The sequence below is a fragment of the Nitrosopumilus sp. b1 genome (genome assembly GCF_014078545.1).
Taxonomy (GTDB): Archaea; Thermoproteota; Nitrososphaeria; order Nitrososphaerales; family Nitrosopumilaceae; genus PXYB01.
The window spans coordinates 1-25763 of record NZ_MU078737.1; the positions used below are offsets into that span (position 1 = coordinate 1).

At 37.1% G+C, this 25763-nt stretch carries 16 protein-coding genes, 1 tRNA gene and 1 pseudogene; 13 read left to right on the forward strand and 5 right to left on the reverse strand.

Annotated features, from left to right (window positions below):
• Together C6988_RS09405 and C6988_RS09410 are read left to right on the forward strand one after the other, a co-directional pair.
• Positions 1–3920, forward strand: a pseudogene (locus C6988_RS09405) (hypothetical protein); the annotation flags it as partial.
• Between the two features lie 235 nt (positions 3921–4155).
• Entirely contained in the window at positions 4156–9900 is a 5745-nt protein-coding gene (locus tag C6988_RS09410) for a fibro-slime domain-containing protein (RefSeq protein WP_182134946.1), read from the forward strand.
• Between the two features lie 18 nt (positions 9901–9918).
• Here C6988_RS09410 and glyS read toward each other — a convergent pair whose 3' ends face one another.
• Positions 9919–11376, reverse strand: a complete 1458-nt coding sequence (glyS, locus tag C6988_RS09415; RefSeq protein ID WP_182134948.1) for a glycine--tRNA ligase — start codon at positions 11374–11376, stop codon at positions 9919–9921.
• A gap of 30 nt (positions 11377–11406) precedes the next feature.
• Positions 11407–12246 carry a deoxyribonuclease IV gene (locus tag C6988_RS09420; protein ID WP_182134950.1) on the reverse strand — a complete coding sequence of 280 codons (840 nt, stop codon included), beginning with the start codon at positions 12244–12246 and terminating at the stop codon, positions 11407–11409.
• A 97-nt stretch (positions 12247–12343) separates the two neighbouring features.
• On the opposite strand from C6988_RS09420, the gene C6988_RS09425 reads away from it, so the two are divergent.
• The 5 genes from C6988_RS09425 (at position 12344) to C6988_RS09445 (ending at position 19006) form a co-directional block, all read left to right on the forward strand.
• Entirely contained in the window at positions 12344–13375 is a 1032-nt protein-coding gene (locus C6988_RS09425; protein ID WP_182134952.1) for a DNA primase, read from the forward strand.
• Positions 13368–14495 (forward strand): DNA primase small subunit domain-containing protein, encoded by a 1128-nt coding sequence (locus C6988_RS09430; protein ID WP_182134954.1) that lies wholly within the window; start codon positions 13368–13370, stop codon positions 14493–14495. The genes C6988_RS09425 and C6988_RS09430 overlap by 8 nt, the downstream gene beginning before the upstream one ends.
• Before the next feature lie 125 nt (positions 14496–14620).
• The gene (locus C6988_RS09435; protein WP_182134956.1) at positions 14621–17470 is read left to right on the forward strand and encodes a UPF0182 family protein; all 2850 of its coding nucleotides are present in this window, start codon (positions 14621–14623) and stop codon (positions 17468–17470) included.
• Positions 17471–18013 (forward strand): type 1 glutamine amidotransferase, encoded by a 543-nt coding sequence (locus tag C6988_RS09440; RefSeq protein WP_182134958.1) that lies wholly within the window; start codon positions 17471–17473, stop codon positions 18011–18013.
• Between the two features lie 33 nt (positions 18014–18046).
• Positions 18047–19006: a tetratricopeptide repeat protein gene (locus tag C6988_RS09445; RefSeq protein WP_182134960.1), complete on the forward strand. Its 960-nt coding sequence runs from the start codon at positions 18047–18049 to the stop codon at positions 19004–19006.
• A 2-nt stretch (positions 19007–19008) separates the two neighbouring features.
• Here C6988_RS09445 and C6988_RS09450 read toward each other — a convergent pair.
• Positions 19009–19082 (reverse strand) — tRNA-Gly (locus tag C6988_RS09450).
• Positions 19083–19134: 52 nt separating this feature from the next.
• On the opposite strand from C6988_RS09450, the gene C6988_RS09455 reads away from it, so the two are divergent.
• The 6 genes from C6988_RS09455 (at position 19135) to C6988_RS09480 (ending at position 24772) form a co-directional block, all read left to right on the forward strand.
• Positions 19135–19308, forward strand: coding sequence for a zinc ribbon domain-containing protein (locus C6988_RS09455; protein WP_182134962.1), 174 nt, complete (start codon positions 19135–19137; stop codon positions 19306–19308).
• A 195-nt stretch (positions 19309–19503) separates the two neighbouring features.
• Positions 19504–19908 carry a S6e family ribosomal protein gene (locus C6988_RS09460; protein WP_182134964.1) on the forward strand — a complete coding sequence of 135 codons (405 nt, stop codon included), beginning with the start codon at positions 19504–19506 and terminating at the stop codon, positions 19906–19908.
• Positions 19909–19939: 31 nt separating this feature from the next.
• A complete protein-coding gene (locus C6988_RS09465) occupies positions 19940–21202 on the forward strand; it encodes a translation initiation factor IF-2 subunit gamma (RefSeq protein WP_182134966.1) in 1263 nt (420 codons plus the stop codon).
• A complete protein-coding gene (locus C6988_RS09470) occupies positions 21195–21563 on the forward strand; it encodes a PIN domain-containing protein (RefSeq protein WP_182134968.1) in 369 nt (122 codons plus the stop codon). The genes C6988_RS09465 and C6988_RS09470 overlap by 8 nt, the downstream gene beginning before the upstream one ends.
• Positions 21564–21598: 35 nt before the next feature.
• Entirely contained in the window at positions 21599–22054 is a 456-nt protein-coding gene (locus tag C6988_RS09475; RefSeq protein WP_182134970.1) for a YbhB/YbcL family Raf kinase inhibitor-like protein, read from the forward strand.
• A gap of 57 nt (positions 22055–22111) precedes the next feature.
• Positions 22112–24772 carry a peptidylprolyl isomerase gene (locus C6988_RS09480; protein ID WP_255464462.1) on the forward strand — a complete coding sequence of 887 codons (2661 nt, stop codon included), beginning with the start codon at positions 22112–22114 and terminating at the stop codon, positions 24770–24772.
• On the opposite strand, the gene C6988_RS09490 is transcribed toward C6988_RS09480, so the two are convergent.
• Both C6988_RS09490 and C6988_RS09495 read right to left on the reverse strand, forming a co-directional pair.
• Positions 24773–24928, reverse strand: a complete 156-nt coding sequence (locus C6988_RS09490; protein WP_182134972.1) for an RNA-protein complex protein Nop10 — start codon at positions 24926–24928, stop codon at positions 24773–24775.
• Between the two features lies 1 nt (position 24929).
• Positions 24930–25733, reverse strand: coding sequence for a translation initiation factor IF-2 subunit alpha (locus C6988_RS09495; RefSeq protein ID WP_182134974.1), 804 nt, complete (start codon positions 25731–25733; stop codon positions 24930–24932).
• Between the last annotated feature and the right edge of the window lie 30 nt (positions 25734–25763).

Genomic DNA, 25763 nt, shown 5'->3' on the forward strand with positions numbered 1-25763 from the left:
TCTCACTAACAGAGAACTTAGGCTTCAATGACAATGTCAACGCTCAGCTTACCACAATCAAACTATCTGAGAACCTCGGTCTCAATGATGTAGCAAACGCTCAGCTTACCACAATCAAACTATCTGAGAACCTCGGTCTCAATGATGTAGCAAACGCTCAGCTTACCACAATCAAACTATCTGAGAACCTCGGTCTACAAGACAACTTCAGACAAAATGCTATTTCATTATTTGAAAAGCTTGGAATTTCAGATATCACAAATGCAAGAAAGACAGTAGTATCTCTCTCTGAAAAATTAGGTATATCTTCACCAACAAACGGATTTAGAGGTGGTATAATTATTGAGGCCCGAGATGAAAACAACGGATTAATTCCTGGTGCAACATATGTTATTTCGCCCAATCCAGACGGAACATCTTCATTAACTGTGGTCGATAATGGATTAAATGATCTTGATTCAACTACCAGTGGACGAGTAAGGGTAAATAGCGCACCATTTGGTACCTACAACTTTACAATGACAGTGATTCCATCAACATACAATGTGTTAGGAAACTCAACCCAATACGAAGTACATCAAACCCAGTTAAACGGCACAACCATATTCCGAGTCGTTTTACAGAACACTGATCTAACCCAAATTAATCCAGTTGTGATAACAGATGCTCCATCATTGAATTCAACTTCATATGACAAGTGGACACAATCATTCTCTGCTTTAATTGTCAATGAAACAAACGGCGGATTAATTAACGCAGTTGACAAATTACCCCCAATTGTATCTGTTGGAAAATCAAACACCGGTAAACTAAATGAAGCGATAACAAAACAAGCATCAATACAACTTACTACTACATTCCCATCCAAAGTACTTGGCAAGACCGTTATGAACACATTAGGAATGCCAAACTACACAATGCCAAAGACTTCTGATGTTATTGCAGTTATACCTTCAATGGTAACAAAAGACTCTACTGGTTCGCCACAAATTATTGCAACCCCGCCACTTAACAAGATAATAAAAGGTCAAAAAGTGATAATGCCAATAGAAAGCAGTTTAATACCTGCTAAAGGAGGCATCTCTAAACTAACTTTTGGTGCACATGCTACTAATTCAGAAGCAAATCCTGTAGGAAATCCTAAAAACGAATGGTTAGTAATCGAAACTTCAACCACCTTACCGTCTGGAATACCTGCTATACCTCAACCTAATGCCAATATTCTTGAATTATTTATTGACATCAAGTATTCATTAGAAGAAGAAGGATTTGGAACAGACTGGAGTAAACCAGCAGCATTTGAGAGTAAACCCACGTTAACCGTTAGAACACCAAAAGCTTCCTCTGGTGATGTAATTCTCTCTGGAACTACAGCTTGTCCAGATGTGGATGTGTTCTTCCTAGATGAAACAGCAAACACATGGAAAGAGACTGTCGTTACCCATATTTCAACCACAGAACACTCAACATACTGTGAACAAGAGTTACAATTAGATCACTTCTCTTCCTATCATATCTCAAAGAAAAGAACTACCAGTCCAGGTACAAGTACTGGTGGAGGAGTAGGACCTTCCCCAGGAAGCAAAACTGGTGGTGTAGGTGGAGCAGGAGGCGCAGGAGGTGCTGGAGCTGGTGCAGGCCCAGGATTTGGTGGTGTTATAGGTCCACTAACTGGAGGTAAGTCACCAGCTACATTCAATGATGTTAGAGTAAGTCTTGGAGGTGGAGCACCAATTGATGCTGCAAATCCAGGCGGTAGCTGTGCAGACAACTTCCAGACAATGTTTGTCACATCTATAGTTCAAAGTCCTATCAGTATCAAACGAGCAGAATTAAGATTTGTCCAATACGGTCAATCAACTGATGAATATACAGCAATAAAGATGAAGATTACAAACTCTACTGTACCTCAACAGTATGAGATCTCTGCATCAATCCCATGGGAATTCATGTATGGTTCACCTGCTCTCAAGTACTGGATACACGTTCTTGATGACAACCTAGCAACAGCTGACTCTGAAGAATACATCATGAGTACCAAGACTGATTACACAGCACAAGGAAATCTTGAATTTGATGTAGTATCTGTCAAGGCTGAAGGCACAAATGTAAAGCCAATTGCATACTTTACAAATCTAATTACTCAACCAATTGCTGGAGCAATATCTCTACTAGTAGATGGCAAGGTTGTTTATACATCAAAGCCATATGTCTTTGAATCAGGTCAGTCTTCAGTTCCATTATCATGGAATGTACCCAAAGTAAATCACATTGAGGATTACCAATTCCAAGTAATCGGTGAATTCTGTGGCCAGTTGTTTGAAACTGAAGATCTCACATTCAACTCATTCCCAAGGACTGTTATTACTACTGCTTCAGAGGAACTTGATGTAGAAGTTCTAATGGATAACCAAGGAGAACCAATTGCAAGAGCTGCAAGCATCTATGCCTCTAACACTGAAGATGATTCACAGTTTAAGGTGGTATCCCCAGATGGAGTCTGTGTAATTGGTTCTGCAAATGAATGCCTAGTCAAAGAATCAACATTTGGAAAGCCAGGAAATCTACAAAGTGTCACACTTGGTGAGCAAGTAATCCGAGTAAGATACTCTGGACCAGATAATGTACTTGAGAGATTCACCATAACATCAATTGATCCAATTTCAGGAAACTGGAGAGTGTATCTTGAGTCAAATACAGGATTAATTCCTGAGGCTCATGCTACAGATAATGTAAAACTCAAGATCCAATATAGAGCACAACAAAGTATAGTTAGCACAGCATTTGACCAATCCCCAATTCAAAGATCAGAAAACATTGTAGAATTTGGTGGTACATTAGCTCCAAAAGAGGCATCTCCTGGCATCAAAATACTAAACACTACTACCCAGCTACTAAACAATCCATTAGAGGTAGTTAACCAGGTGTATGTCGACATTCGCTCAAAGACAGTAAGCGCATCACAAACTCCGGTGTATTCACTTTCAAACGAATCATTAGATGTCTATGGTCTAGTCTTGAATCCAGTACAATTTGATAGAGCAGAGCTAAGATTTGTAACATCCAATCTTAATCTTGATGAATACTCTGCAGTTAGAATGAATGTTGAGCCACTACCAGGAAACCCAGCTTATTCTGTAATCTCAGCGTCTGTTCCATGGGCAATGATATCTGAAGGCCCCGAAGTCTTTTATTGGATCCATCTAATGGGTGATGAAATCCTAGAATCAAAGAGATTCATGATTAGAGTTTCAGAACAACAAGAACAAGAATCACTGTTACCAAACAATCAAGAGACTTCAACAGATCTAGGTGATGAGACAACTTCAGAAGATGAAGGTATAACTCCTCCATCAACAAGTGATTCTATTTCAGAAAAGAGTCCATCAATCTTAGAATCAGAAACGACTGAATTTGGAGGAAAAATTTCTGAACCTGGCCCCGGAGAAATTCAATTTGATGAACCCATCGAATATACATCAACATCAAATGAATCAATTGATACTCAAACATCATGGATAATTACTATTGTAATCACTGTTGCAATTATTGGAATGATGTATTTCCAATTTAGCAAAATCAAGTCTCCTGTAGTAATAATCAGATACGATCGTCAGTTGATGGTAGAAAAATTTGTTCAGGGAACTACTGTTTCAATAAGTGTAAGAAACTATAGCAATAATACGATTAAAGAATGTCAGATATTATGTAATGGAAAATCTTGTAAATGGAATGATGATTCCATGCAACCAAAAGATATCTTGTCTGGACAAGTAGAACTAGTTAAAATAGAAAACCCTTCTCCAAAAAGTCTTATTGTAATTTCTAGTGAAAACATTCCATACTCAAAATTCTATCTGGAGAACATGAATGGAGTTTCAATAGTGGATTTCTCAAAACCTAGAAACATTTACCACTAGTTTTTGTCCTTCCAATATGGAATCTACTGTGGCAATATAGTACCGTTAAGGTAGATAAATCGATTAAAAACTTCCTTATTTCATAATTATCTCTTTTTTATAGAGTAATCGTGCATAGTCGTGGAATTGATCAATCATTTGAAAGATTAATGAATTCATTTAGATTTCCAATTTTGGAAATGTATTTTTCCAAAAATATAAGTGCCAAGACTATCAAGGCTGAGGTAGAATATAATTGAAAATTTCAATTCTACAAAAAAAATCGTTTACTATTTTTCTCTCAGTAATTCTAATTGCTTTTACTGCATCACTTGCCTTTAATCCAATTACTGCAAAAGCAGATCTAATCTATAATGAAACTCCGATTCCCAACCCAAATACATCTGGTACTGACTTTGGATTTTCAATTACTGATGTAAATGGAAACTTTGCAGTAGGGGCCCCCGGAAACAACGGCGGTGCTGGCCAAGCATATCTCTTTGATGGTTCTGATGGTTCACTGATCTGTACAATATCTCCAACAGGATTATCTCCAGGTGATAGATTTGGAGAAAAAGTTGGAAGAGTTGGAACAAGTGGATTATTTGCAGTAGGAGTTCCAGGTGCTAATGGCGGACTGGGACAAATCAGAATTTATGATAGTAGTTGTAATCCAGCAGGAGTTCAAACAATTTCTAATCCTGATACAACTGGTAAAATTGGCGCAACAAAGATTACATCATTTAGTAATAATGAAATTCTAGTTGGTAATCCAACTACAACAGCACAAGGATTCAGTCAGGCTGGAAAATTATATCGCTTTAATGTTAACACTGGAGCTACAACAACTTATGATGCAGGAACATCAGCTCAAGCGGGAGGGCAATTTGGATTTCACTCTTCTGTACTAGGTCCTATCAGAACTTTAGTTGGTTCCCCTGGAGTTGATAAGGCATTCATAATTAGTCATGCCACTGGAGGAAATATTTTGGCTACAATAAATGATCCAGAGGGCACCACCTCAACTGACAAATTTGGTTGGTCAACTACAAAAATTTCTGGTTCCATTGCAATCTCTGCTCCATTTGGAGGTTTGAATGATGGTGGAGCGTTCTACCTGTATAATGATCAACCCCCTTATACTTTTCAAGCAACAATCAATAGTGAATCACCTGATAGCGGTGATCAATTTGGATTTTGGGTAGCCTCTGATGTTTCTGGTGCAGAAAACTCTGTACTTGTAGGTGCTCCATTTGATGATACAACAGGAACTGACTCTGGAACTTCTTATCTTTACAAAGGAGTGCCTTCAATTGCTATTGAAAATCCTCCAATTGATAATTTTGGAGTATCTCCCGCTGGAGATAATTTTGGCTATGCTGTTGACTTTGTAGAAAATTCCGGCATTCAATATCTTTTGATTGGTGCTCCTAAAGTTGATGCTGGAGTAGTGTATTATATTCTGCCTGAAGACGCATTTGCTGCATCAACAAGCATTACCGCAAATGGTCAGTCCTTTGAACTATTCGTAGATCCAAATGATCCTAATGACATTGATATGCGATACTTTGTTGAAAACACTGGAGTAGCTGATATTTCCATAGACCTCATTTCTGCTGCAGAGTGTAGTCCACTCTTATTTGTTGGTGGAGACACCAATTCTGATACATTAGTAAATTCAGGCGAAATCTGGGAGTATCAATGTGATCTTCCAGTTCCATCATCTAACACACAAGAATCCCTAATCTTAGAGATCTCCGATCCTGGAGCGTTTCCTCCAGTAACTTTGACCTGTTTTGACCAAGATTTGTCCTGTGCTACGATTGATATAACTTTAGGTAACCCATCACTACAAATAATCTCCAGTACTCAGAATCCAAATCCAACCACTCCAGGTACCATTACTGATGTAACATTTACAGTAAAAAACACTGGAAATGTTGATCTTACTGATGTCATAGTAACTAATAATGATCCTAAAATTCTGGCTCCAAACTGTGATGTTACTACTGTAGTAGCCCCAGGTGATGGTGACATTGCACCTGATGAGACTGAAACATTTGCATGTCAAACTAGTTCACTTTTACCGGTAACGTTTACGACAACTGCATCAGGTACAGTTCCATATGGTGGTTCAACTACAACAAATTCCCCATTTACATTGAATGTAGGGTTATTTTCGATGGATATATCCAGTAGTTTCTCACCCGCTAATCCTATATCTCCAAATGACTTAGTCACAGTTACCTTTTCAATAAAAAATGAAGGTACTCTTCCAATTACAAATGTAGCAGTTGCTACTAATGACCCAAATACAGGTTCACCCAACTGTGATAACCCAACTGTTGTAGCTCCTGGTGATGGAATACTTTTACTCGGAGAAACAGAGACTTACCAGTGTACCACTAGTTATGCTACCGCCCAAACAGTGGAGTTAACTGCAACTGTATCATCTACAGAATTATCAGACCAAATACATCAAGTAAATGAAATTATAATTGGAGAATCATCATTATTGCTTACCGGTTCATTTTTGCCACCAAATCCAATTACCGCAAATGATCCTGTTACTGTAACGTTTACTGTAACTAATAATGGTGACTTTGACCTAGCTAATACGATTATTACCACTAATGACCAAAATACCGGTTCACCCAACTGTGATAACCCAACTGTTGTAGCTCCAGGCGATGGAAATCTAATAGTAGGAGAATCAGAAACTTACCAGTGTACAACAAGTTCACCTTCATCAGTATCTCTTATTGGTAGTGTAACTGCAACAGATTCATTTTCAAATCCAGTAGGACCTGAAACTGTACAACTTGACCTTGTAATTGGTGGAGCTTCAATGTCTCTTAATGGCGTTGCTGACAATAACCCCTCACTACCATCAGGAACTAATGTTACATTCACCGTATCAAACAATGGTACTCTTAACTTAGTAAATGTAGTAGTTACTACAGATTATCCAGGAGATTGTTCCGCCCCAACTATAGTTGCTCCAGGCACTGGAAGCATTCCAGCAGGCCAATCCCAGGATTATACCTGCAACACTGGTCCAATAACTGGTGATATCTCAATTATATCAACAGTCAATGCAGAAGATGAATTTTCAAATCCATTAACTCCTGTTAACTCGCAACTAGATATTGAAATTAGTGCACCATCAATCTTAATTGTTGGAAATAACGTTCCCCCATCTCCAGTTTTGCAAGGAACTACTGCAACCTTTGACTGGACTGTGTCTAATGATGGAAATGTACCAATAGCAGATCTTACATTTACCTCTTCTCCAGTTTGTGAAAATGGAGTTCAGGGACCACTTGATGAAGAAGATCCTAACAATAATGGATTATTGGATTTAACAGAAGTTTGGACATTCTTTGATTGTCAAATCACACTAAATGATCCACCTGGAAGTACCTCTCCAGTTACTGCAACATTTACAGGAACCGATGAATCCGGAGAGATCCCAATTAACATTCCACTTACAACTCAAATGCTCATTGCAAATCCAATGGTCGGTCTAACAATCTCCTCAGATCCTACCAGCCCTATAGTGGGTGAAGACACTACGCTAACCTTTACTGTTGAAAACACTGGAAATGTTGATCTGGATCAACCTCTCTTAACCATGTTGACTCCATTCCCCTCAACAAATCCTATCATAACTAGTTGTAACCAAGCAAATCCTGTATTGTTAACGCCAGGCCAAACCTTTGATTTTACATGTGATGTACAGTTTACCGCATCTGGGACCAATAATGTCAATGCCCAAATTGAAATTAGTATTTCACCAACCCACCTACCAGGAAATCCAATCTTCAATACTGATTCATTAGCACTTGAAGTCTCAGAACCAGTATCAGATGTAACTCTAGTCAGCATAATTCGAGACTTTAAGCAATCCCACCCTGACATGGAGCAAGGCTGTAGCGGAGGTATCTGTACAGGAGTAAAGACAGGACTAGTTCAAAATACACTAGGCCTTGATGGAAACCCAGTATTCAATGAAGATATCGATTCAACACATGGGCCTGTAAACTTTAACCAGTGGTACAATCCAGTTACCGGAATTAACGAATGTACAGACTATAACATGGTACTAACATTTGATGAAACCTCCGGAAAATACACATTTACTAATGGAGGCATTTCGGGAGGATTCTTCCCAATTGATAATCAACTATTTGGAAATGAAGGCAAACCTCACAACTATCACTTTACCATGGAATCAAAGGCAACATTTACCTATCAATCAGGATTGTACTTTAAGGTAAACGGCGCAGATGATGACACATTTGTCTTTATCAATGGTAAATTAGCAATTGACCTAGGTGGAACACACCCACAAAACCAAGCAACAGCAACAATCAATCTTGATGATCCAATGCTGAAAACAAAACTTGGTCTAGTTGATGGACAACAAGCAACATTTAGCTTATTCTTTGCAGAAAGACAGCAAACCGGATCATACCTACAAATTGAGACAAACATTCCATTTACTGGTGTAAACCAAGGAGAATGTGATGCACCAGCAAATTCAGCCGAATTATCCATAACAAAGACTGGCGAACTAGTAAGTGCTGGCCCATCCGCTCAGATGTTGGAGAGAACAATAATGCAAGGCTCAGATGATGCAGAGCAAGACAAAAATGACATGGATCTAGATTCTAGTGATTTAGATCTTAACGAAAAGGACTTTGTTGGATTAAGATTCCAAAATATTAACATTCCAAACGGTGCTACCATAACCAATGCATATGTCACATTTACCGTAGAAGATCCTGAAGGTGATACTGGTAAAGCCGAAGTAAAGATCTATGCAGAAGATACTGACAATGCTTCGACCTTTACAAACTCTAAAAAAGATATCTCTAATAGAAAGACAACATCAGCAAAAGTAGATTGGGATATTCCAAATTGGCATAGTGCCGGTCAAAACGGTGCAGCCCAAACAACACCAAACATTTCAGCATTGATTCAAGAGGTTATAGATAGAAACGGATGGCAAGATGGAAATTCTATTGCATTAATCTTTGATTCATACAAAGGAAACAACGATCGAGATGCAAAAGCACATGACAGCTATCCTTCAATGTCTGCAAAACTTGTAGTGGAATTTGAATCAGATTCTGTAGTGGATTCTAATCTCAAATACACAGTAACTATAACAAATAACGGTCCAGATAGTGCCAACAACGTCAGTGTTATTGATGATCTTCCAGAGGAAGTAACTGCAATCAGCGTTTTGCCTTCAGAGTGTGAAATTGTTGATGATCATACCGTATCATGTGACTTTACAACATTGCCTGTTGGACAAGACAAAACTATCACTATACTCACTGAAGTAGAATCAGGATTCACTGGAACTGTTACAAACAATGCATCAGTGGAATCATCAAAACTTGATCCATACTTGGGCAACAACCAAGTTTCACTTGAAACCACTATTGGTGGTACAGCAGAGCTATTCTGTGGACAACCCAAATCCTTCTATGATAATGTGATTTACGGAACCGAGAGTGCAGACAAACTAAAAGGTACTAACGGAAATGATCTAATCTTTGGATATGGTGGACCTGACAAGATTCACGGATACCAAGGAAACGACTGTATCTATGGCGGCTCTGGAAATGACAAGATTTACGGACACAACGGAATGGATACAATCTTTGGTGAAGAAGGAAACGACAGAATTTACGGAAACAATGATGATGATGTGTTATCCGGTGGAGAAGGCCGTGACTATCTAAGAGGTGGTTATGGAGTAGACCAAATCAGTGGAGGTTCTGATAGTGACAACATTAGAGGCGGACAGGGCGATGACTCGCTAAGTGGAGACTCTGGTGATGATAATATTCACGGCGGTTCTGGCGATGACTTTATCGATGGTGGAGCAGACACTGATCTATGTAAGGGTGGTTCTGGCAGCAACACCGTAATTAACTGTGAACAGGACGATAAGAAGAAAGACAAAGATGAAGATGATGACGACTAGTCTAATCTTTTAAAATTTTTACGGAAAAGAAACCCTAACTGATAACTTTGAGCCAAGCTCTGAAATCTTGATTCTCTCCTGACTCATTGAATCCCTTTCTCTAATGGTAACTGAATCATCCTCTAATGTCTGATGATCCACCGTTAATGCAAAGGGAGCTCCAATCTCATCTAGTCTTCTGTATCTTCTACCGATAGCACCAGAGTGATCCAAAAATGCATCATATTTTGTCTTTAGTTTCAAAAATATCTCATCTGTCTTTTCTTTTAGACCGTCTTTTTTGACCAAAGACAAAACCCCTACATGAACAGGTGCCAAGTATGGTTTGATTGATAGCACTATTCTCTCATTTTCCTTATCATCCTTTAGTGAATGCTCCAAAATGGTATACAGGCTGCGGTCAATTCCCATTGATATCTCAAAAACATGGGGCAATACCTTGACATCATCATCCATTACCTCAAATTTCTCCTTGCTCTTTTTTGCATGGCTACCCAAGTCATAGTCTGAACGATAGTTACATGCTACTAGCTCAAGCCAACCAATTGTAGTCTCTACCTCAAAGTCAAAAGCAACTTCTGCATAGAATGCCTTTTCTTTGTCACCCAGTTTTCTAAATCTTGATCTAGATACATCAATTCCAGTCTTTTCATAAAACGACATTAACAACCCAAGATAGTATGCAACAAACTTGTTTGGAATCATTCCGGATTCCACTGCCTCCTTGCATGTCACTGATTTTATCTCAGAATCAATCTGCACATGAATTACCACATCTTGTATCTCTGTAAATTTCTCCAAGCCATCTAGTTTCCCAGGATTGCAAAATACCTCAATCTCTGCCTGGTAAAATTCCCGTAATCTCAATAAACTCTGCCTGGGGGAAATCTCGTTTCTAAAACTCTTTCCAACTTGGGCAATTCCCAAAGGAAGCTTTCCTCTCATTGTCTTGAATAATCTTGGAAAATCAACAAAGATTGATTGGCATGTCTCTGGTCGAAGATATGCATCAACACCATCAGGACCAATGCCTACTCGAAACATCATGTTGAATCGTCGTGTCTTATCAAAACCTCCTTTACACTTTGTACATTTAATGCCATTTTCAGAAATTGCCTTGTCAAAATCCTCCAAATCTGCACTCTCTGGAATCTCAACTTTGGAAACCTCTGCAATTAATCGATCTGCCCTAAATGTAGAACCACACTTTGTACATTTTATTATCGGGTCTGCAAAACTTGCAAGATGCCCTGATGCCTCAAAGACTGACTTTGACATTATCTGCGAGCCATCAATCTCTAGCATCTGATCACGACGAATTAACTCCCTTCTCCATAACTCCAAGAATTTATTCTTCAAGCTGACACCAGATGGTCCATACTCCCAAAATCCTGCATGTGCATCACCATACACCTCACAGCTAGGAAAGTAAAATCCCCGCTCCAATGCTAGCTTCATGACTTCATCGTAGTTCATGTTTAGTCGAAAGTTTAATGAAATAAAATCCTATGCAAGTTTTTTTGCCTTTTTGATATTCTCAAAATCATCTCGTACATCATCAATTGGTGTCTCCAAAATGATTGGTATCTCTTTCTTGTTTGCCATTTTAATCACAGAACTCATACCTTTCTCACCAATCTGTCCCAACCCAATATGATAATGTCTGTCCAGTCTTGAACCGATTTCCCCCTTTGCATCATTTAGATGAAGAATCTTCAAGTGCTCAAATCCAATTGCTTTCTCAAATTTAGAGAATGTGTCATTTACTGCCTTTTCTGTACGTAGATCATATCCTGCGACAAAAGCATGGCATGTATCAATACAGATGCCAAATCTCTTTGCAGGTTTTAGTTCAAAAAATATTTCTGCAAGCTGCTCAAACTCAGAACCTACCGAATTTTTCTGCCCAGCCGTATTCTCTAATAGAATCATAACATCATTGTCTACTTTGGCAACTTCCTTTAGTGAGGCAACTAGTCGCTTTATTCCCTCTTTCTCGCCAGTTCCCAAATGACTACCAAGATGTGTTACTAGATAGGGGACTCCCAATTTACCGCATCGTTTCACCTCATTAATCATTGCATCAACTGATTTTTTGAGTGAGTCCTTCTTTGGAGAGGATAGATTAGGTAGATATGGCATGTGTGCACATGTTGCCAATCTTTCAATATCGCTTGCTTTAAGCTTCTTTTTAAAATCAGAGATCTCCTTTTCAGGAAGCTCCTTTGCATGCCAACCCCTTGGGTTTCGCGTAAAAATTTGAAATGCACTGCAACTTCTCTCTACTGCATTATCGACTGCATTGTTAACACCACCAGCGATAGAAACATGACAGCCAATCTGCATGAAATTTTTTTGCATTACGCATAATTTAAACCCGCTTTTAAAATTATCAAGTTATCCATAAACCAGATTTTTATGTAAAGATGGTAAAGACAAACCAATGATAAATCTAGGACAGGATGAGATGGCAAAGTATCCATTCTTAGCTGATGCAGGTCAGTACCTAAAAGACAAGGGATTCACATTGGAGCAGTTTAGCAAAGATCCAGATCTTAAACTAATTGTAGATAAGGCATTTCATAGAATTGAAGTGGCTGCAAATGGCCAAATTTACAAGTCAGATCTTCAAGGAGAGCAGGTATCAAGTGATTCAGTTTTACCAATGGAGGTATTTTCATTTCTAATTGCGGTTGTTTTGCTAAAACAGAGTGGAATGTACACACTCATCAAAAGATTTGCACTTGCCGAGGCAAGGCGTGCAGAAAAATTTCTGGAAAAGGATCTTGCAAGCATCTCAAACAAATCAAAGGAAGAACTCTCAATTAAGATTCTAAGCGATCTCTTTTCTGTAAATGTAAAAAAGATAAACGATAACTATGTGATTCCAGTATCTGATTACCTTACACATTCTGTGCATTTTCATGAAAGAGAGTGGAAGCTTGTAAACCGTAAGGTAGATGACGGATACGTCTATCTTAGTCCACATGAGACAGTCAGGCTGGTACGAAAGGAGCTAGGAAATTACATCAACTCAAAAATTCTATCAGTAAATACTCCACCAATTGGGGGCGCTTTTGACCAACCAGTACAAAAACTAGTCAGTATGGCAAAAAAGTTCTCAACTACAACTGTAATCACTACAGAATATCCACCATGTATCAAGCATGCCATAGAGGTACTAGAGAAAGGAGAGAATCTTCCACATTCAGGCAGATTCATGCTTGCAACATTTCTTTTATCCAGAGGACAGACTGTGCAGCAGATTGCTCCGCTCTTTAAAAACGCACCAGACTATAATGAAAAGATTACACTCTATCAACTAAATCATCTTGCTGGAGAATCAGGCAGTGCAACAAAGTATTCCTGTCCATCTTGTGAAAAATTAAAGGGACAAAATCTCTGTTATGCCATTCCTCAATGTGATAACATAATTAATCCACTACAGTTTGGAAAAAAGACAGTTAATGCTTGATAATGATAAAAAACTTGTAGAAGAAGTCTTCAAAAAATATTATTTTGAAAATTTCAAAATGATTCGAGTACCAGAAAAGACAGAACAACGAGAGTTTGGTTACCAAAAGTTTGACTCTGGGATGATTAGACATCTGACGGTAAAAAATGACAAGGAGCTGCATCTGCTCTTAATGCAAAATACACCATCGGATGTATATTGCTCCAATGCATACTATTCCTTTCCAAATTTACCAATGAATGAAAAGGATTGGAAAGAGGCTGATCTAATATTTGATATTGATGCAAAGGATCTCAAACTAGAATGCCGAAGCCAACACACATGCACAAAGTGTAATCAATGTCAAAAAATATCTGCACACAATTTAGAATGCCCATCATGCAATTCCACAAAAGTCTCCCAGATACCATTAACATGTAATAATTGTGTAACAATGGCAAAGGCCGAAGTTAAACGACTGGTATCAATTCTTACAAATGATCTTGGCATTCCAAAAGAAAACATCTACATCTATTTTTCTGGAAATGACGGTTTTCATGTTTATGTGTATGATTCCCAATATCAAAAATTAGGATCAAAGGAAAGAGCAGAGCTCTCTGATTATATCATGTTTAGGGGAGCAATTCCCGAAACATTTGGCATGAAAAAATTCAAGCCAGAGCGCTCATCTTTTCCAGAACTAGACGAGTCAGGATGGCGGGGGCGAGTCTCAAAGGAGATCTTTGGCTCAAAGTCAAAAAAGTCAAAAATCATTTCAGAGATTATCAAGGATCCAAACGGCTATTCATCATTTCAAAACCAAATTCAAACACTATCTAACAAAATAGGAGTAAGAATCGATCCAAATGTTACAATGGATATCCACAGAATATTTCGTCTGCCTGGCTCACTGAATAGTAAGAGTGGACTCTCCAAGGCATTCTGCGAGAATCTTGATGACTTTAACCCGTATTCAGATGCCTGTTTTTTGGACGAGTCCAGCATAGAGGTTTTGGCAAAATGCCCAATCCAGTTTAGGCTAAAAAATAAGAAGTTTGGACCATATGATAACCAAAAAGTTTCAGTTCCCAAATTTGCTGCAGTATACATGATCTGTAAAGGTCTAGCTACATTGGCATAGTTCTTGTATAATTCTAGAAAATTCAAAGAAAATTTTGATTAATTTCAAACTTTTTTGTAAAACTGACATCTAGCCTCAAAAAACTGGTAAGACATTAATGTACGACACCTCAACTTAGGTTGATTTTGTATAGCGCATCTACTGATAACACTCCGCCACCAGACGCCGGAAAGTACATCCGATGGGGTATAGTCGGCATCATAGGTCTAGTAATCTTGGTTATCGTTGGAAACCAAGGTGTAGTTCTCTCAATGAACATGAGTGAGTTTGAGACTGACTTTACAAAGCCAGTTTACTACTCAATTGTAGGCGCACTTGTATTATCTGCCATTGCCTTAATTCGCGTTAACATTCTAAAGAGATCTTCCATCTTTTGGTATGCCATTAACACTGCTATTTCATTTCTTAATCGTTCCCCACAAGATCCAGTAGCTAAAAACATCTCAAGTTATAGAGATTACAAGCTTAGCCCAGTACAGTTTGTAGTCTGGCAGATTACGAAAATATTCCTGTTTGGTGCATTCTTTGCAAATGTCCTATTTGGACTAGCAGTAATGTCATTTATCGACGGCAACACAATGGGCGTTGAAACTCTTCCAACGTTATTCTCTCTACCATTTGTCACTCCACCAACTGATGGAAGCTATGCAGTTGAAAATGTAATTCCAATGATGCCTGCATTACTAATTTTGATTCCGCCAATCTTGGCAGCAATTGGTTTACGACTTGTTCTGTATGTAGGATTGCATTCTATCATTAATGTAATTACATCTTACCTTCAAGATACAACTGAAGGAAAACCAAGATATCTTAACTATGTTTCAACTATTGAGGCAATAATCGGTATCGGTGTATTATGGGCAGCCTTTAATCTCTTCTTTACAGAGCAGATAGATTACAACACTCGATACTCCATTGCAGGAACTCTGGTCATTGGCTTTGCACTAATCGCATTCTCAGTGACCGATAGAATTCGAGCCCGAGTTCTAACTCACATGCTAAAAAGAGATGTGTACATTCGTGTATTAACAATTATAGCTATTGCAATCATTGTTGGAGCTCTAGTTTCAGTCAACAATAGCATTGCTGATGCAAGAAAGATCGAATATCTTGGACCATACACTGCTCAGCAGATCAGTGTGAACCGATACCTCGGTGAGCTGGATAAAATTCAAGAGAACAAACACGACGTCAATTTAGAATCTGTATCGCCCAATAATATCAAAAATTATGTTAAAGAAAATAGTGATGTCCTAAACGTAATTCGTATTTGGGACTGGGATGCAGCCTTTGCAAAATTAAAGCCTGAAATTGGTTTGATCCCATATGTAGATTTTGAAGACAATGATATTCTTCGATTTAACAATACGTTATACTGGACTGCTTCAATGAAGCCAAGATTGCCAGACTCTGTGAGTTTAGAGAATAGATGGTATAATGAACATCTCGTTTACACACATGTTCCAAACGGATTTCTAACCTTAGATGCCTCAAATGGACAAATCATAGACAGTGCAAAATTCTTCAAGCAGAGGGCAATCTATTATGGTGAGGGTGGATTACTGGAAGAAACTTGGTCTGCATATCCAACCAGTCGTACTGAAAGCGCCGAACTGGGTGGAGCATTTTATTCTGGTACTGGTGGTTTAGAAGTATCGCCCCCTCTTAGCTGGATATTTGAGCCAAACTTTTTGCTATCCTTCCCAGCCGAATCAGTCCACATTAATCGTTACAAAGATATCAATCAAAGAATGGAGTTGTTATACCCATACTTTGTCTATGACTTTTTTGGTAGAGAGCTAGATGCATATCCAGTTACTGATGGACAGAATTCATACTGGCTAGTACCTTTAATCTTTGGAGTAAAAGCAAACGATGTACCATGGTCATCAGGTAATCATTACATCAGATTGGTTGGATACGGACTAATTGATTCCTACAATGGTGAAATCAGATTGCTCAAGGTAGGTGATGACTTTTTCACACAAATGTTTGAGAGTCAATATGGAAATAAATTCGAAAAGATTCCTGCTTGGCTTGAAAAACAGATCAGATATCCTGTAGAGCTATTCAATTGGAAGACTGGTATGTACAACTTTTACCATGTAACTGATGCAGAAACGTTCATTCAGGCAAATCAGTTCTACGAAATCCCAAGAGGTCTTGATACATACTATATCCAAGCAAAGCCACCTGGTTTTGAAAAACCAGAGTTTATCGGCTTGTTGTCATTAGAGCTTAAAGGCTCTCAAGGTAGAAACCTTGCTGGATTCATGATTGTAGAAAACGATCTTCCAAACTTGGGTAAGATGCAGTTCTATGAAGTTCCTCTAAACTCTACAACAAAACTCATTGGACCCACAGCAGTAAGGGAAGCACTAGATAGGGATCCAGACTTTGCCCAGCTTAAAACATTGTTGAGAACTCCAAGAATAGGTGATAATATCCTATACCATGTTGGTGTCCATGACACCTACTTTATTCCAGTGTATACTGCAGGTGCTGGTGGAGTAGTAGCTCAATTGGGAACTATAGCCGCAGTTGGAGCAGCATTTAATGGTGAATACTATGTAGGATTAGGCGACACACAACAAGCAGCATTTGAGGCTTATCTTCAAAAATTATCTGGAATAAAATCCACACCTTCTTCTCCTAGCGCTCAAGCAATGGAGCTTGGAAAGGATGATCGAATAGAACTGTTAAGAACACTATTTGAAGAAGAAGGATTATCGATTGTTGAACCAACAGCAATAATGATTCCACTCTCTTTCAAGGAAGGTGAGATCTTCTTTTACAGTGATGCAGAACGCGAGGATACTGAAAAGTTAATCTCTCAATTCATTGATGACTTTATCAAACCTAGAAGTGATAGGGTTTTCATGTGGAAAGACAACAAGGTATTCAACTTTGGAACGATTATCGTAAAAGATAACATTCCAGAGATGCACTACATCACAATTGAGGTAGGTAGCTAGTTGCTACTAGTTGTGGATAACGGCTCTGTTTACACAAAAAATCTTTTAGAATTTCTCTCAAATATCAAAAAGTCTTATGATGTTACTACACATGATAAAATATCTCTAGATGATTTACAAAACTATGAAGCGTTCATCCTTTCTGGAAGAAGAAATAATGATTCACAAATGAATGCAAAAAACACAGCAATCATCAAGCACGCAATATTGCATAAAAATTCTTTACTTGGTATATGTTATGGGGCAGAAATTTTAGCATTAACAGCAGGTGGCACAATAAAAAAAATGTCATCTATTCACAAAGGCGATGAAAATGTTTCCATCCTACAGAAAAACCCACTCTGTACTAGAGAAATTTCAGTATTTGAAAGCCATAATTACGAAATATCAAAACTAGGTAACCGCATTATTCCCATTGGAAGATCAGAGCGTTGTAATAATGAAATAATTTGGTACAGAGATTCCAAAATTTTTGGAACCCAATTCCATCCTGAAATGAGTCCAGATGGTCATAAAATTATTGAAAATTTCTGTAATCTCTGAACATTTTTAATGACTGAAATAGTCTTCTAACCGATGGAATCAACTCATGATTTGATACTTCCAATTGTGGATGAAGAAAACATCTGCCTGCCACTTGCAGTAAATGTTGTATCAAAATATTGGAATGTTGACTTGCCCTTATCTGAAGCCATAGAGATTGCCAAAAAATATCCAAACGTTAACGGCAGTATTCTAATTGAAGGAATAGAGCTTGCTGAAAGACACGGTTTATCTACATTAATCCTGCGCTCTAATGTTTCTGAATTAAAAAAAATGATTGACATGGGAATTCCACCGATTGTAATTCTTCCCGGAATCCATGAAACTATACAACACGCATCCGTAATTTCTGGATACGACGATGATGAAAAAACTATCATTCATTATATTCCTCAAACTGACAAAGAAGGCTCTTTTCAAATGGGTGTTATTCCAGAAAAAAAATTCAATGAATTGTGGTCTGAAGATGGAAATTTAATGATAATTATTGCAACATCAGATATTATCTCTGAATTAAAGTCATTTAATGAAAATAACAACAAATCAAACAAATTATGCTTTAATTCAGAGCGGTTAAGTCTATCAAATAAAAAACCTGAGGCAATTGATTCATTAAAAAAAGCAATTGAGTTAGATCCAAAAAATTCTACAGCATATTCACTGTTGGGTTCCATTCTAAATGAATCAAATTCAAGCGAATGTGAAAGTTACTACAAAAAATCAATTGAGATTAACAATAGAAATTTCTTGGCATATCGTGGTTTGGGAAATTATTATCTAAAAACTGAACAATATCAATTAGCAGAAAAATTTTACACAAAAGCAATCGAAATTAATCCCCATCGCAATGGTCCCATTTATAAAAATCGAGGTATAGTTAGATTAGAGCAAGACAAAAAAAGTGATGCAAAAAAGGATTTGGAAAATTATCTAACTCACACACCAAATGCTAAAGATAAAAAATCAATTCAGCAAGCAATTGCAGAATTGTAAAATGCGGAGTGCGGGATTTGAACACGCGACCTCCAGCTTGGGAAGCTGGCGTCATACCGAGCTAGACTAACTCCGCGCAGCATTTTTTTGAAAATTATGATTATATAGTTTGATGTGGCACTAATTTTATGGATGCCAGATGCCCCGAATGTGAAAAGGCTGCAATATTGGATGATGAAATGATCAAAGTAAAGTGCCCACACTGCAACTTTGAGGCAACCTATGATGATTATCTAGAAATTATGAAAGATCAAGCTGTTAATATGGCATCTGACTATATTCCAAAAAGACCTGGTTTTTAGTTCACCAATAATTTCCTTTATCTGAGCAATCTAGGTGTGCCCCACAATTAGGACAAATCATATGACATGCTTGCATGTTAACCATCTTATTCTCACATCTTGGACAGGAAATGTCATCCATAAGAAAGAATGGGGTTTTTACTTTAAAAATTATTTCCAAAGGTTAATTAGTCCAACAAAATTTTTTTTGAATACTTGGTAAATTTCAAGCTTACAGTATCTGATAAAAAAGGAAAATCCATCTCAAAGGAGCTCAAAGATAGCGATGCTCATCCTCTTGTAGGATTGCCTATTGGAAAAGATACTGATGCTGCGATAGTTGGACTATCTGGAAAGATGAAGATTACTGGAGGAAGTGACAAGTCAGGTGTTCCAATGCGTCAGGATGTTCATGGCAGCGCAAGAAAATATGTAATGTTATCAAAAGGAGTTGGATTACAACAAGCTGAAAAGGGACAAAGAATCAGAAAACTTGTACGTGGAAATACATTATCTGAAGAAATTTACCAGATTAATTGTAAATTTGATGGAGAGTTACCTGTAGAGCAGGCAGCACCAGAAGAAACTCCTGCTGATGCTAAAGAAGAAAAAAAGGAATAGATTAACATATACCGCTATTAGATTCTGATCGTTGCATTGGAAAGAAACTCTTCCTGAATGGTATATCAAAAAATATGGCTATCAACCATGTGTAAACATTGGAACTGCGGGTCATGTTGATCATGGTAAAACAACATTAATTCAAGCTCTAACTGGTTCATGGACTAGCGTTCATAGTCAAGAGTTAAAGAGAGGAATCACAATTCGTGTTGGATATTCTGATGCTGCTTTTTACAAATGTAAAAACTGCGAGGAACCACTTGGATACTCTACCACACCAAAATGTCCTAACTGTGGTAAAGAAAGTGAGCTTACACGTGTTGTAAGTTTTGTAGATAGCCCTGGACACGAAAGCCTTATGGCAAATATGTTATCTGGCTCTGCATTAATGGATGGAGCATTACTTGTGGTCTCTGCAAATGAAAAAGTACCAAGACCTCAAACAAAAGAACATCTTTTAGCACTGGAAACATTAGGAATTAAGCAAATTGTTGTTGTACAAAATAAAGTAGACCTTGTCTCCTACAAAGATGCACTATCAAATTATTCAGATATAACTAATTTTGTCAAAGGAACAAAAGCAGCAAAATCTCCCATCATTCCAATATCTGCCCAGTCAGGACTCAACATTGATGCATTAATTGGAGCCATTGAATCAACTATAGAGACACCAAAACGTGATGAATCAAAAAATGCAGTAATGCATGTTCTAAGATCTTTTGATGTAAACAAACCTGGTTCTAAAATTAAAGATCTTAAAGGCGGTGTAATTGGTGGCAGCCTCACTGAAGGAACATTCAAGGTTGGTGATGAAATTGAAATAAAACCTGGCATATTAAATGAAAAAAAGAAATTGTATGAACCAATTCAAACTGAAATTGTTTCATTAGGGACATCAGCAGGAATAGTTGAATCCGTTAAGCCAGGTGGTCTAGTAGCTATTGGAACAAAACTAGATCCGTCATTAACTAGGAGTGATTCTTTTATTGGTTCAGTAATAGGAAAACCTGGAACGTTACCTGAAAATTCAACTACTGCAAGTTTCCAAGTGAGTCTCTTTGATTCTGCAGTAGGAACAACTGATGATACAAAGGTTTTACCAATACAGAATGGCGAGGCCCTTCGTCTCAATGTAGGTACTGCACCTGTATTGTCTAAAGTAACCAAAGTAAACTCTGAACAAATTCAAGTGGAATTTAGAAGACCTGTTTGTCTCTTTGAAGGTGGAAACATCGCAATCAGTAGAAGAATTGCAGATAGATGGAGATTAATTGGTGCAGGCGTCATTGGTTGACGTTATCTGTGACACTAGTTTTCTAATTCATTTAGCTACAAAAAGAATTAAGAATTTATCTCAACTTGATACAGAAATTGGACAGATACAATTTGTAGTCCCAACTGTAGTGATAAATGAATTAAATAAATTACTGTCTAATGAAGCAAAAAAAAATAACGCATCCATTACCCTTCAATATATAAAAAAATTCAAGATAATTCCTTTAGATGGAAAATTTGCAGATAAAGAAATGATTCTTTATGTGAAAAATAATGGGGGAATTATAGCCACAATGGATAAGGACCTTAAGAACAAAATCAAAGAAAATAAAGGTTCAGTAATTTCGTTTTCAAACGACAGAATAGTGTTAGAAAATTAGAAAAATTTAACTTGTCCAAGTTGATTTAATCTGTATTGGGAAATCTTAAACTTGAAAGTAATTCGTTTTCTAATGGACAAAAAATTCCAAAAAAATTTGGATACAAACATGGAAATGCTAGTCCACATCTAAAAATAAGTGGAGTATCATCTGATGCAAAATCTTTGGCTCTAATCATGGATGATCCGGATGCTATGGGGGCAGTTGGAAAAATTTGGGTTCATTGGGTTTTATGGAACATAGAACCTTCTACAAAAGAAATTCCGGAATCTACCACTCCTCCAAATTCCGTTGATGGGAAAAATGATTTTGGCGAATATGGATATGGCGGCCCTGCTCCCCCTGATAAAGAACATACCTACATATTCAAATTGTATTCTTTAAACAAAAAATTATCAATTCCAAAAGGTGCGACTAAAACTGAGCTTGAGAGTGCCATGAAAAACTGTATTTTGGATGAAGCTGTACTCAAAGGAACTTTTTCACCATAATTATTCATGCCCAAAAACGCAAAAGAGTAATAAGCCAATCTTTTTCAGTCATCATAATTGCTATCAAACGCTAAACTATTCTCAGTTGGAAAATTTGATTTTCGTTTACAACATCTATTAATTATTGGAATTCTTTCTCTTTCGTTTACAATTTCAATTCTAATTCGTTCTCAAGCAGCCGATTATGGCTTTGAATTAAATGAATTTGATCCATTCTTTAATTTTCGTGCTACAGAGTTCATTGTAGAAAATGGATATGATGCGTACTTCAAATGGCACGATGATATGAGTTGGCATCCGCATGGAAGAAATGTTTCAGAAACTTCTCAAGTAATGTTACATCTTACAGCCGCATCCCTATACCCAATTTTTAACTTCGGGCATTCACTTTATGATTTTACAATAATCTTTCCGGTAGTTTTTGGTGCATTTACAGCTATAGTTGTTTTTGCACTCGTTCGTGTAATTGGAGGAACTACTGCTGGTCTCTTTGCTTCATTGTTGTTTTCCTTATCAGTGCCGGTAATTATCAGAGGAACTATTGGATGGTTCAAATCAGAACCCCTAGGCCTATTTTTTGGACTATTAGGAGTCTACCTTTTTCTAAGCGGAATAATGTCACATAACCACAAAATTGCGTTTCTAAAACTAGTATCTGCTGGAATATTTTTGGTATTTGGCTTAGCATCTTGGGGCGGTATTCAGTTCTTTGTTATACCATTAGGGATTTTCTTTATGGCATTACCATTTGTCAGAAAAGATCACAAATTCATTATATGGGCCATACCTGTCTTTGTAGGTTCGTTACTACTTGCAGCAGCTGCATTTGATAGGCCTGGAATACCTTTTGTTACTGGAATAGGAGGCTTTGCTCTGATTGGACCTACAATTTTCTTGATTGCATGTATTGCTTTGATGAGAATCAGTAAGGATGGTCAAAAGATTCGTAACGGCTTGGGACTTTTGGGAGGAATTACAATTTTAGGAATAGTAATGTTAGTAGTAAATCAAACTACAAAACTAATTGGTTTACCAACATATAGGTATCTTAATGCTATCAATCCATTTCTGACAACAAAAGATCCTCTTATTGACTCGGTAGCCGAGCATGCAACTACCACATTAGATCAATCCTTTTACTTTTTATCTATTCTGATGATATTTGCTGGAATTGGTATATGGATAATTTTCAGAGCAAAAGATAGTTCAAAATCAATAAAAATTCCTAATGACATGATAGCATTTGCATTAATTATTGGATTAATTGGGGTTTACATTAGCTCCGCTTTTATTAGATTAGAAATCTTTGCATCAGTTGCAGTTGTGATTCTTGCATCAATTGGTTTGGCAGTATTATCATCAGAGATATTTTCGTTTAAAAGAGAAGGAAAAAAATTCCTTACAACATCAAAGAGTATTACAAAGATTAGTTTTGTAATTATAGTAATCGGATTTCTAATCTCACCTGTAATACTGCCAGTTAATGCAACCTGGATAAACGCAGTAAAAGCTCCTCCAACAATACTTAATGGGGGAACTCAATTTAACATCTCTACTACTGATTGGCCACATGCAATGGATTGGATTAAAAATAATACTCCTGAAGATGCAGTAATAGCATCTTGGTGGGATTATGGCTATTGGATTACTACCCTTGGTGAAAGAACATCACTAGCTGATAATGCAACGTTAATTGACTGGCAAATTAAAAAAATTGCCCAAACGTTTCTAAGCTCACCTGATGAAGCTTGGAATCTTTTACAAGAACTTGATGCAGATTATGTTTTAGTGTATGTAGCTGCCCAAAAGATCCAAACCGAACCTAGTGAAATATATCTACTTACTGGCGGTGCAGATGAGAGCAAAAAGCAGTGGTTTATTCGAATAGCTGGTGAACCCTTGTCAAAATACGTATTTGCTGATGGTATGAGTGGAACTAATCTTTTCTGGAATGATACCATCCTAGGAAAAATGTTTCCGTTTACTCCAGTAGCATATGTTAACTTTGCAAATAACTTGCAAATTGAATCTTATTCACCCGGATACACACCAATTTACATAAAAGATGTGAAATATCCTTCCGATAGTGATGGACCATTAAGACTAGCGTACCAATCACCTTCTCTTAATCGTGAATCACCAGGTCCAATTAGCGGCGTGTTGATTTATGAAATTAATAAAAACTATAATCCGACTTTAATTGAAAATATTCCAACTGCACAATCTAAAACCGAATTAGCAGTTTTACAAACAACACTAGGTGATATTACTATTGAATTCAAAGATGACATTGCACCAAAAACAGTGGATAATTTTATTCAATTAGCAAAATCTGGATTTTATGATGGAACAATTTTCCACAGAATTATTCCTAACTTTGTAATTCAAGGTGGAGATCCAAATACAATTTCAGGTTCTTCTGATACCTGGGGAACTGGAGGACCAGGCTATTCAATTTCTCCAGAATTTAGTAACTTACAGCACAAAAAATACATCGTTTCTATGGCTAGAGGTGCTGACGTAAACAGTGCAGGCTCTCAATTCTTTATAATGTTAGGAGATTCTCCGTGGTTAGACGGACAGTATACTATATTTGGTGAAGTAATTTCTGGACAAGAAGTAGTTGATCAAATTGGATCTTTAGAAACAAATGAGTTTGATCATCCAATAAATATTGAGTCGGCAAAAATTGAAAAAATTACTATAATTGAGAAATAACTATTCGTATCTTTCAGCTAGTCTATATCTCATGTATTTATCATCTGGCGAAAATTTTGCAGGATGAACTGAATAAGTATCTGTTTCGCACTTGGGACATTTCATCTTTAGTGTATAGATATTACACTTTTGACATTTACGAAGTTGAAAATGCATGTTATGTCTCTCTTGTCTTTTTTGATTCTTCTCTACTGAATTTGAAAGAGCCTTTCTTCTTTTCTATGGATTTTTGTATCTCTTCAATTATTGGTTTTAATGATCTCTCAGCTGATTTGAAATCTTGAGCAGATACAGATATTCTATATTTTGGTGCACCTAAATATGTAATTTGTACGTTAGATTCTTTTTCTTTTTTTATCACATCAAGTAGTATTTTTTTGATAACCTCTACACCATCCGGTTGATTATTTGTTAATTCCAATATACCTCTAATCTCTACTGATGGGAGTCTAATTTTTTCACAAACATCTTTAATTGCTGTGGCAATTTTTTTAGAAATTTTTAATTCATTTAAAACTGATTCGCCTTTTCTAGCAATATCTAAAAATGCATCGTAAATAGAATCATATTTTGCATAAATCGCCTCTTCTATTTTTTCTACATCATTATCTGAAAGTTTTGCACTTTCTTTAACGCTGTTGATAAGAGTTTTTCCTTTTTCATATCTTTTTGCTTCTAATAGTTTTCGCTTTTTTTGATCAGTAGAAACCTGCTTTAATGATAAATCAATATCTCCGCGTTCAGAATTTACTCTCTTTACTAGTAGAACCTTCTTTTCTCCTTGTTTTACAAATTTTCCAACAGATCTAATCCATCCTGGAGCAATTTCTGAGACATGTAAAAAACCCTGAATTCCATTATACTCATCTAGGGTAACATATGCCCCATGATCCATTACTTTGGTAATTGTTGCTAGAATTATCTCTCCTTGCTCTGGTAATTCTTGAATTTCAGTAGACATTGGCAGTAAAATTTTTTGTTGGTAATTTAA

Coding starts and splice junctions, on each gene's coding strand:
- glyS (WP_182134948.1), bottom strand. CDS start 11,376: ATGAACTACGATGAAGTCATGAAGCTAGCATTGGAGCGGGGATTTTAC.
- C6988_RS09420 (WP_182134950.1), bottom strand. CDS start 12,246: ATGCAGATTGGCTGTCATGTTTCTATCGCTGGTGGTGTTAACAATGCA.
- C6988_RS09425 (WP_182134952.1), top strand. CDS start 12,344: ATGATAAATCTAGGACAGGATGAGATGGCAAAGTATCCATTCTTAGCT.
- C6988_RS09430 (WP_182134954.1), top strand. CDS start 13,368: ATGCTTGATAATGATAAAAAACTTGTAGAAGAAGTCTTCAAAAAATAT.
- C6988_RS09445 (WP_182134960.1), top strand. CDS start 18,047: ATGGAATCAACTCATGATTTGATACTTCCAATTGTGGATGAAGAAAAC.
- C6988_RS09455 (WP_182134962.1), top strand. CDS start 19,135: ATGGATGCCAGATGCCCCGAATGTGAAAAGGCTGCAATATTGGATGAT.
- C6988_RS09490 (WP_182134972.1), bottom strand. CDS start 24,928: ATGCATTTTCAACTTCGTAAATGTCAAAAGTGTAATATCTATACACTA.
- C6988_RS09495 (WP_182134974.1), bottom strand. CDS start 25,733: ATGTCTACTGAAATTCAAGAATTACCAGAGCAAGGAGAGATAATTCTA.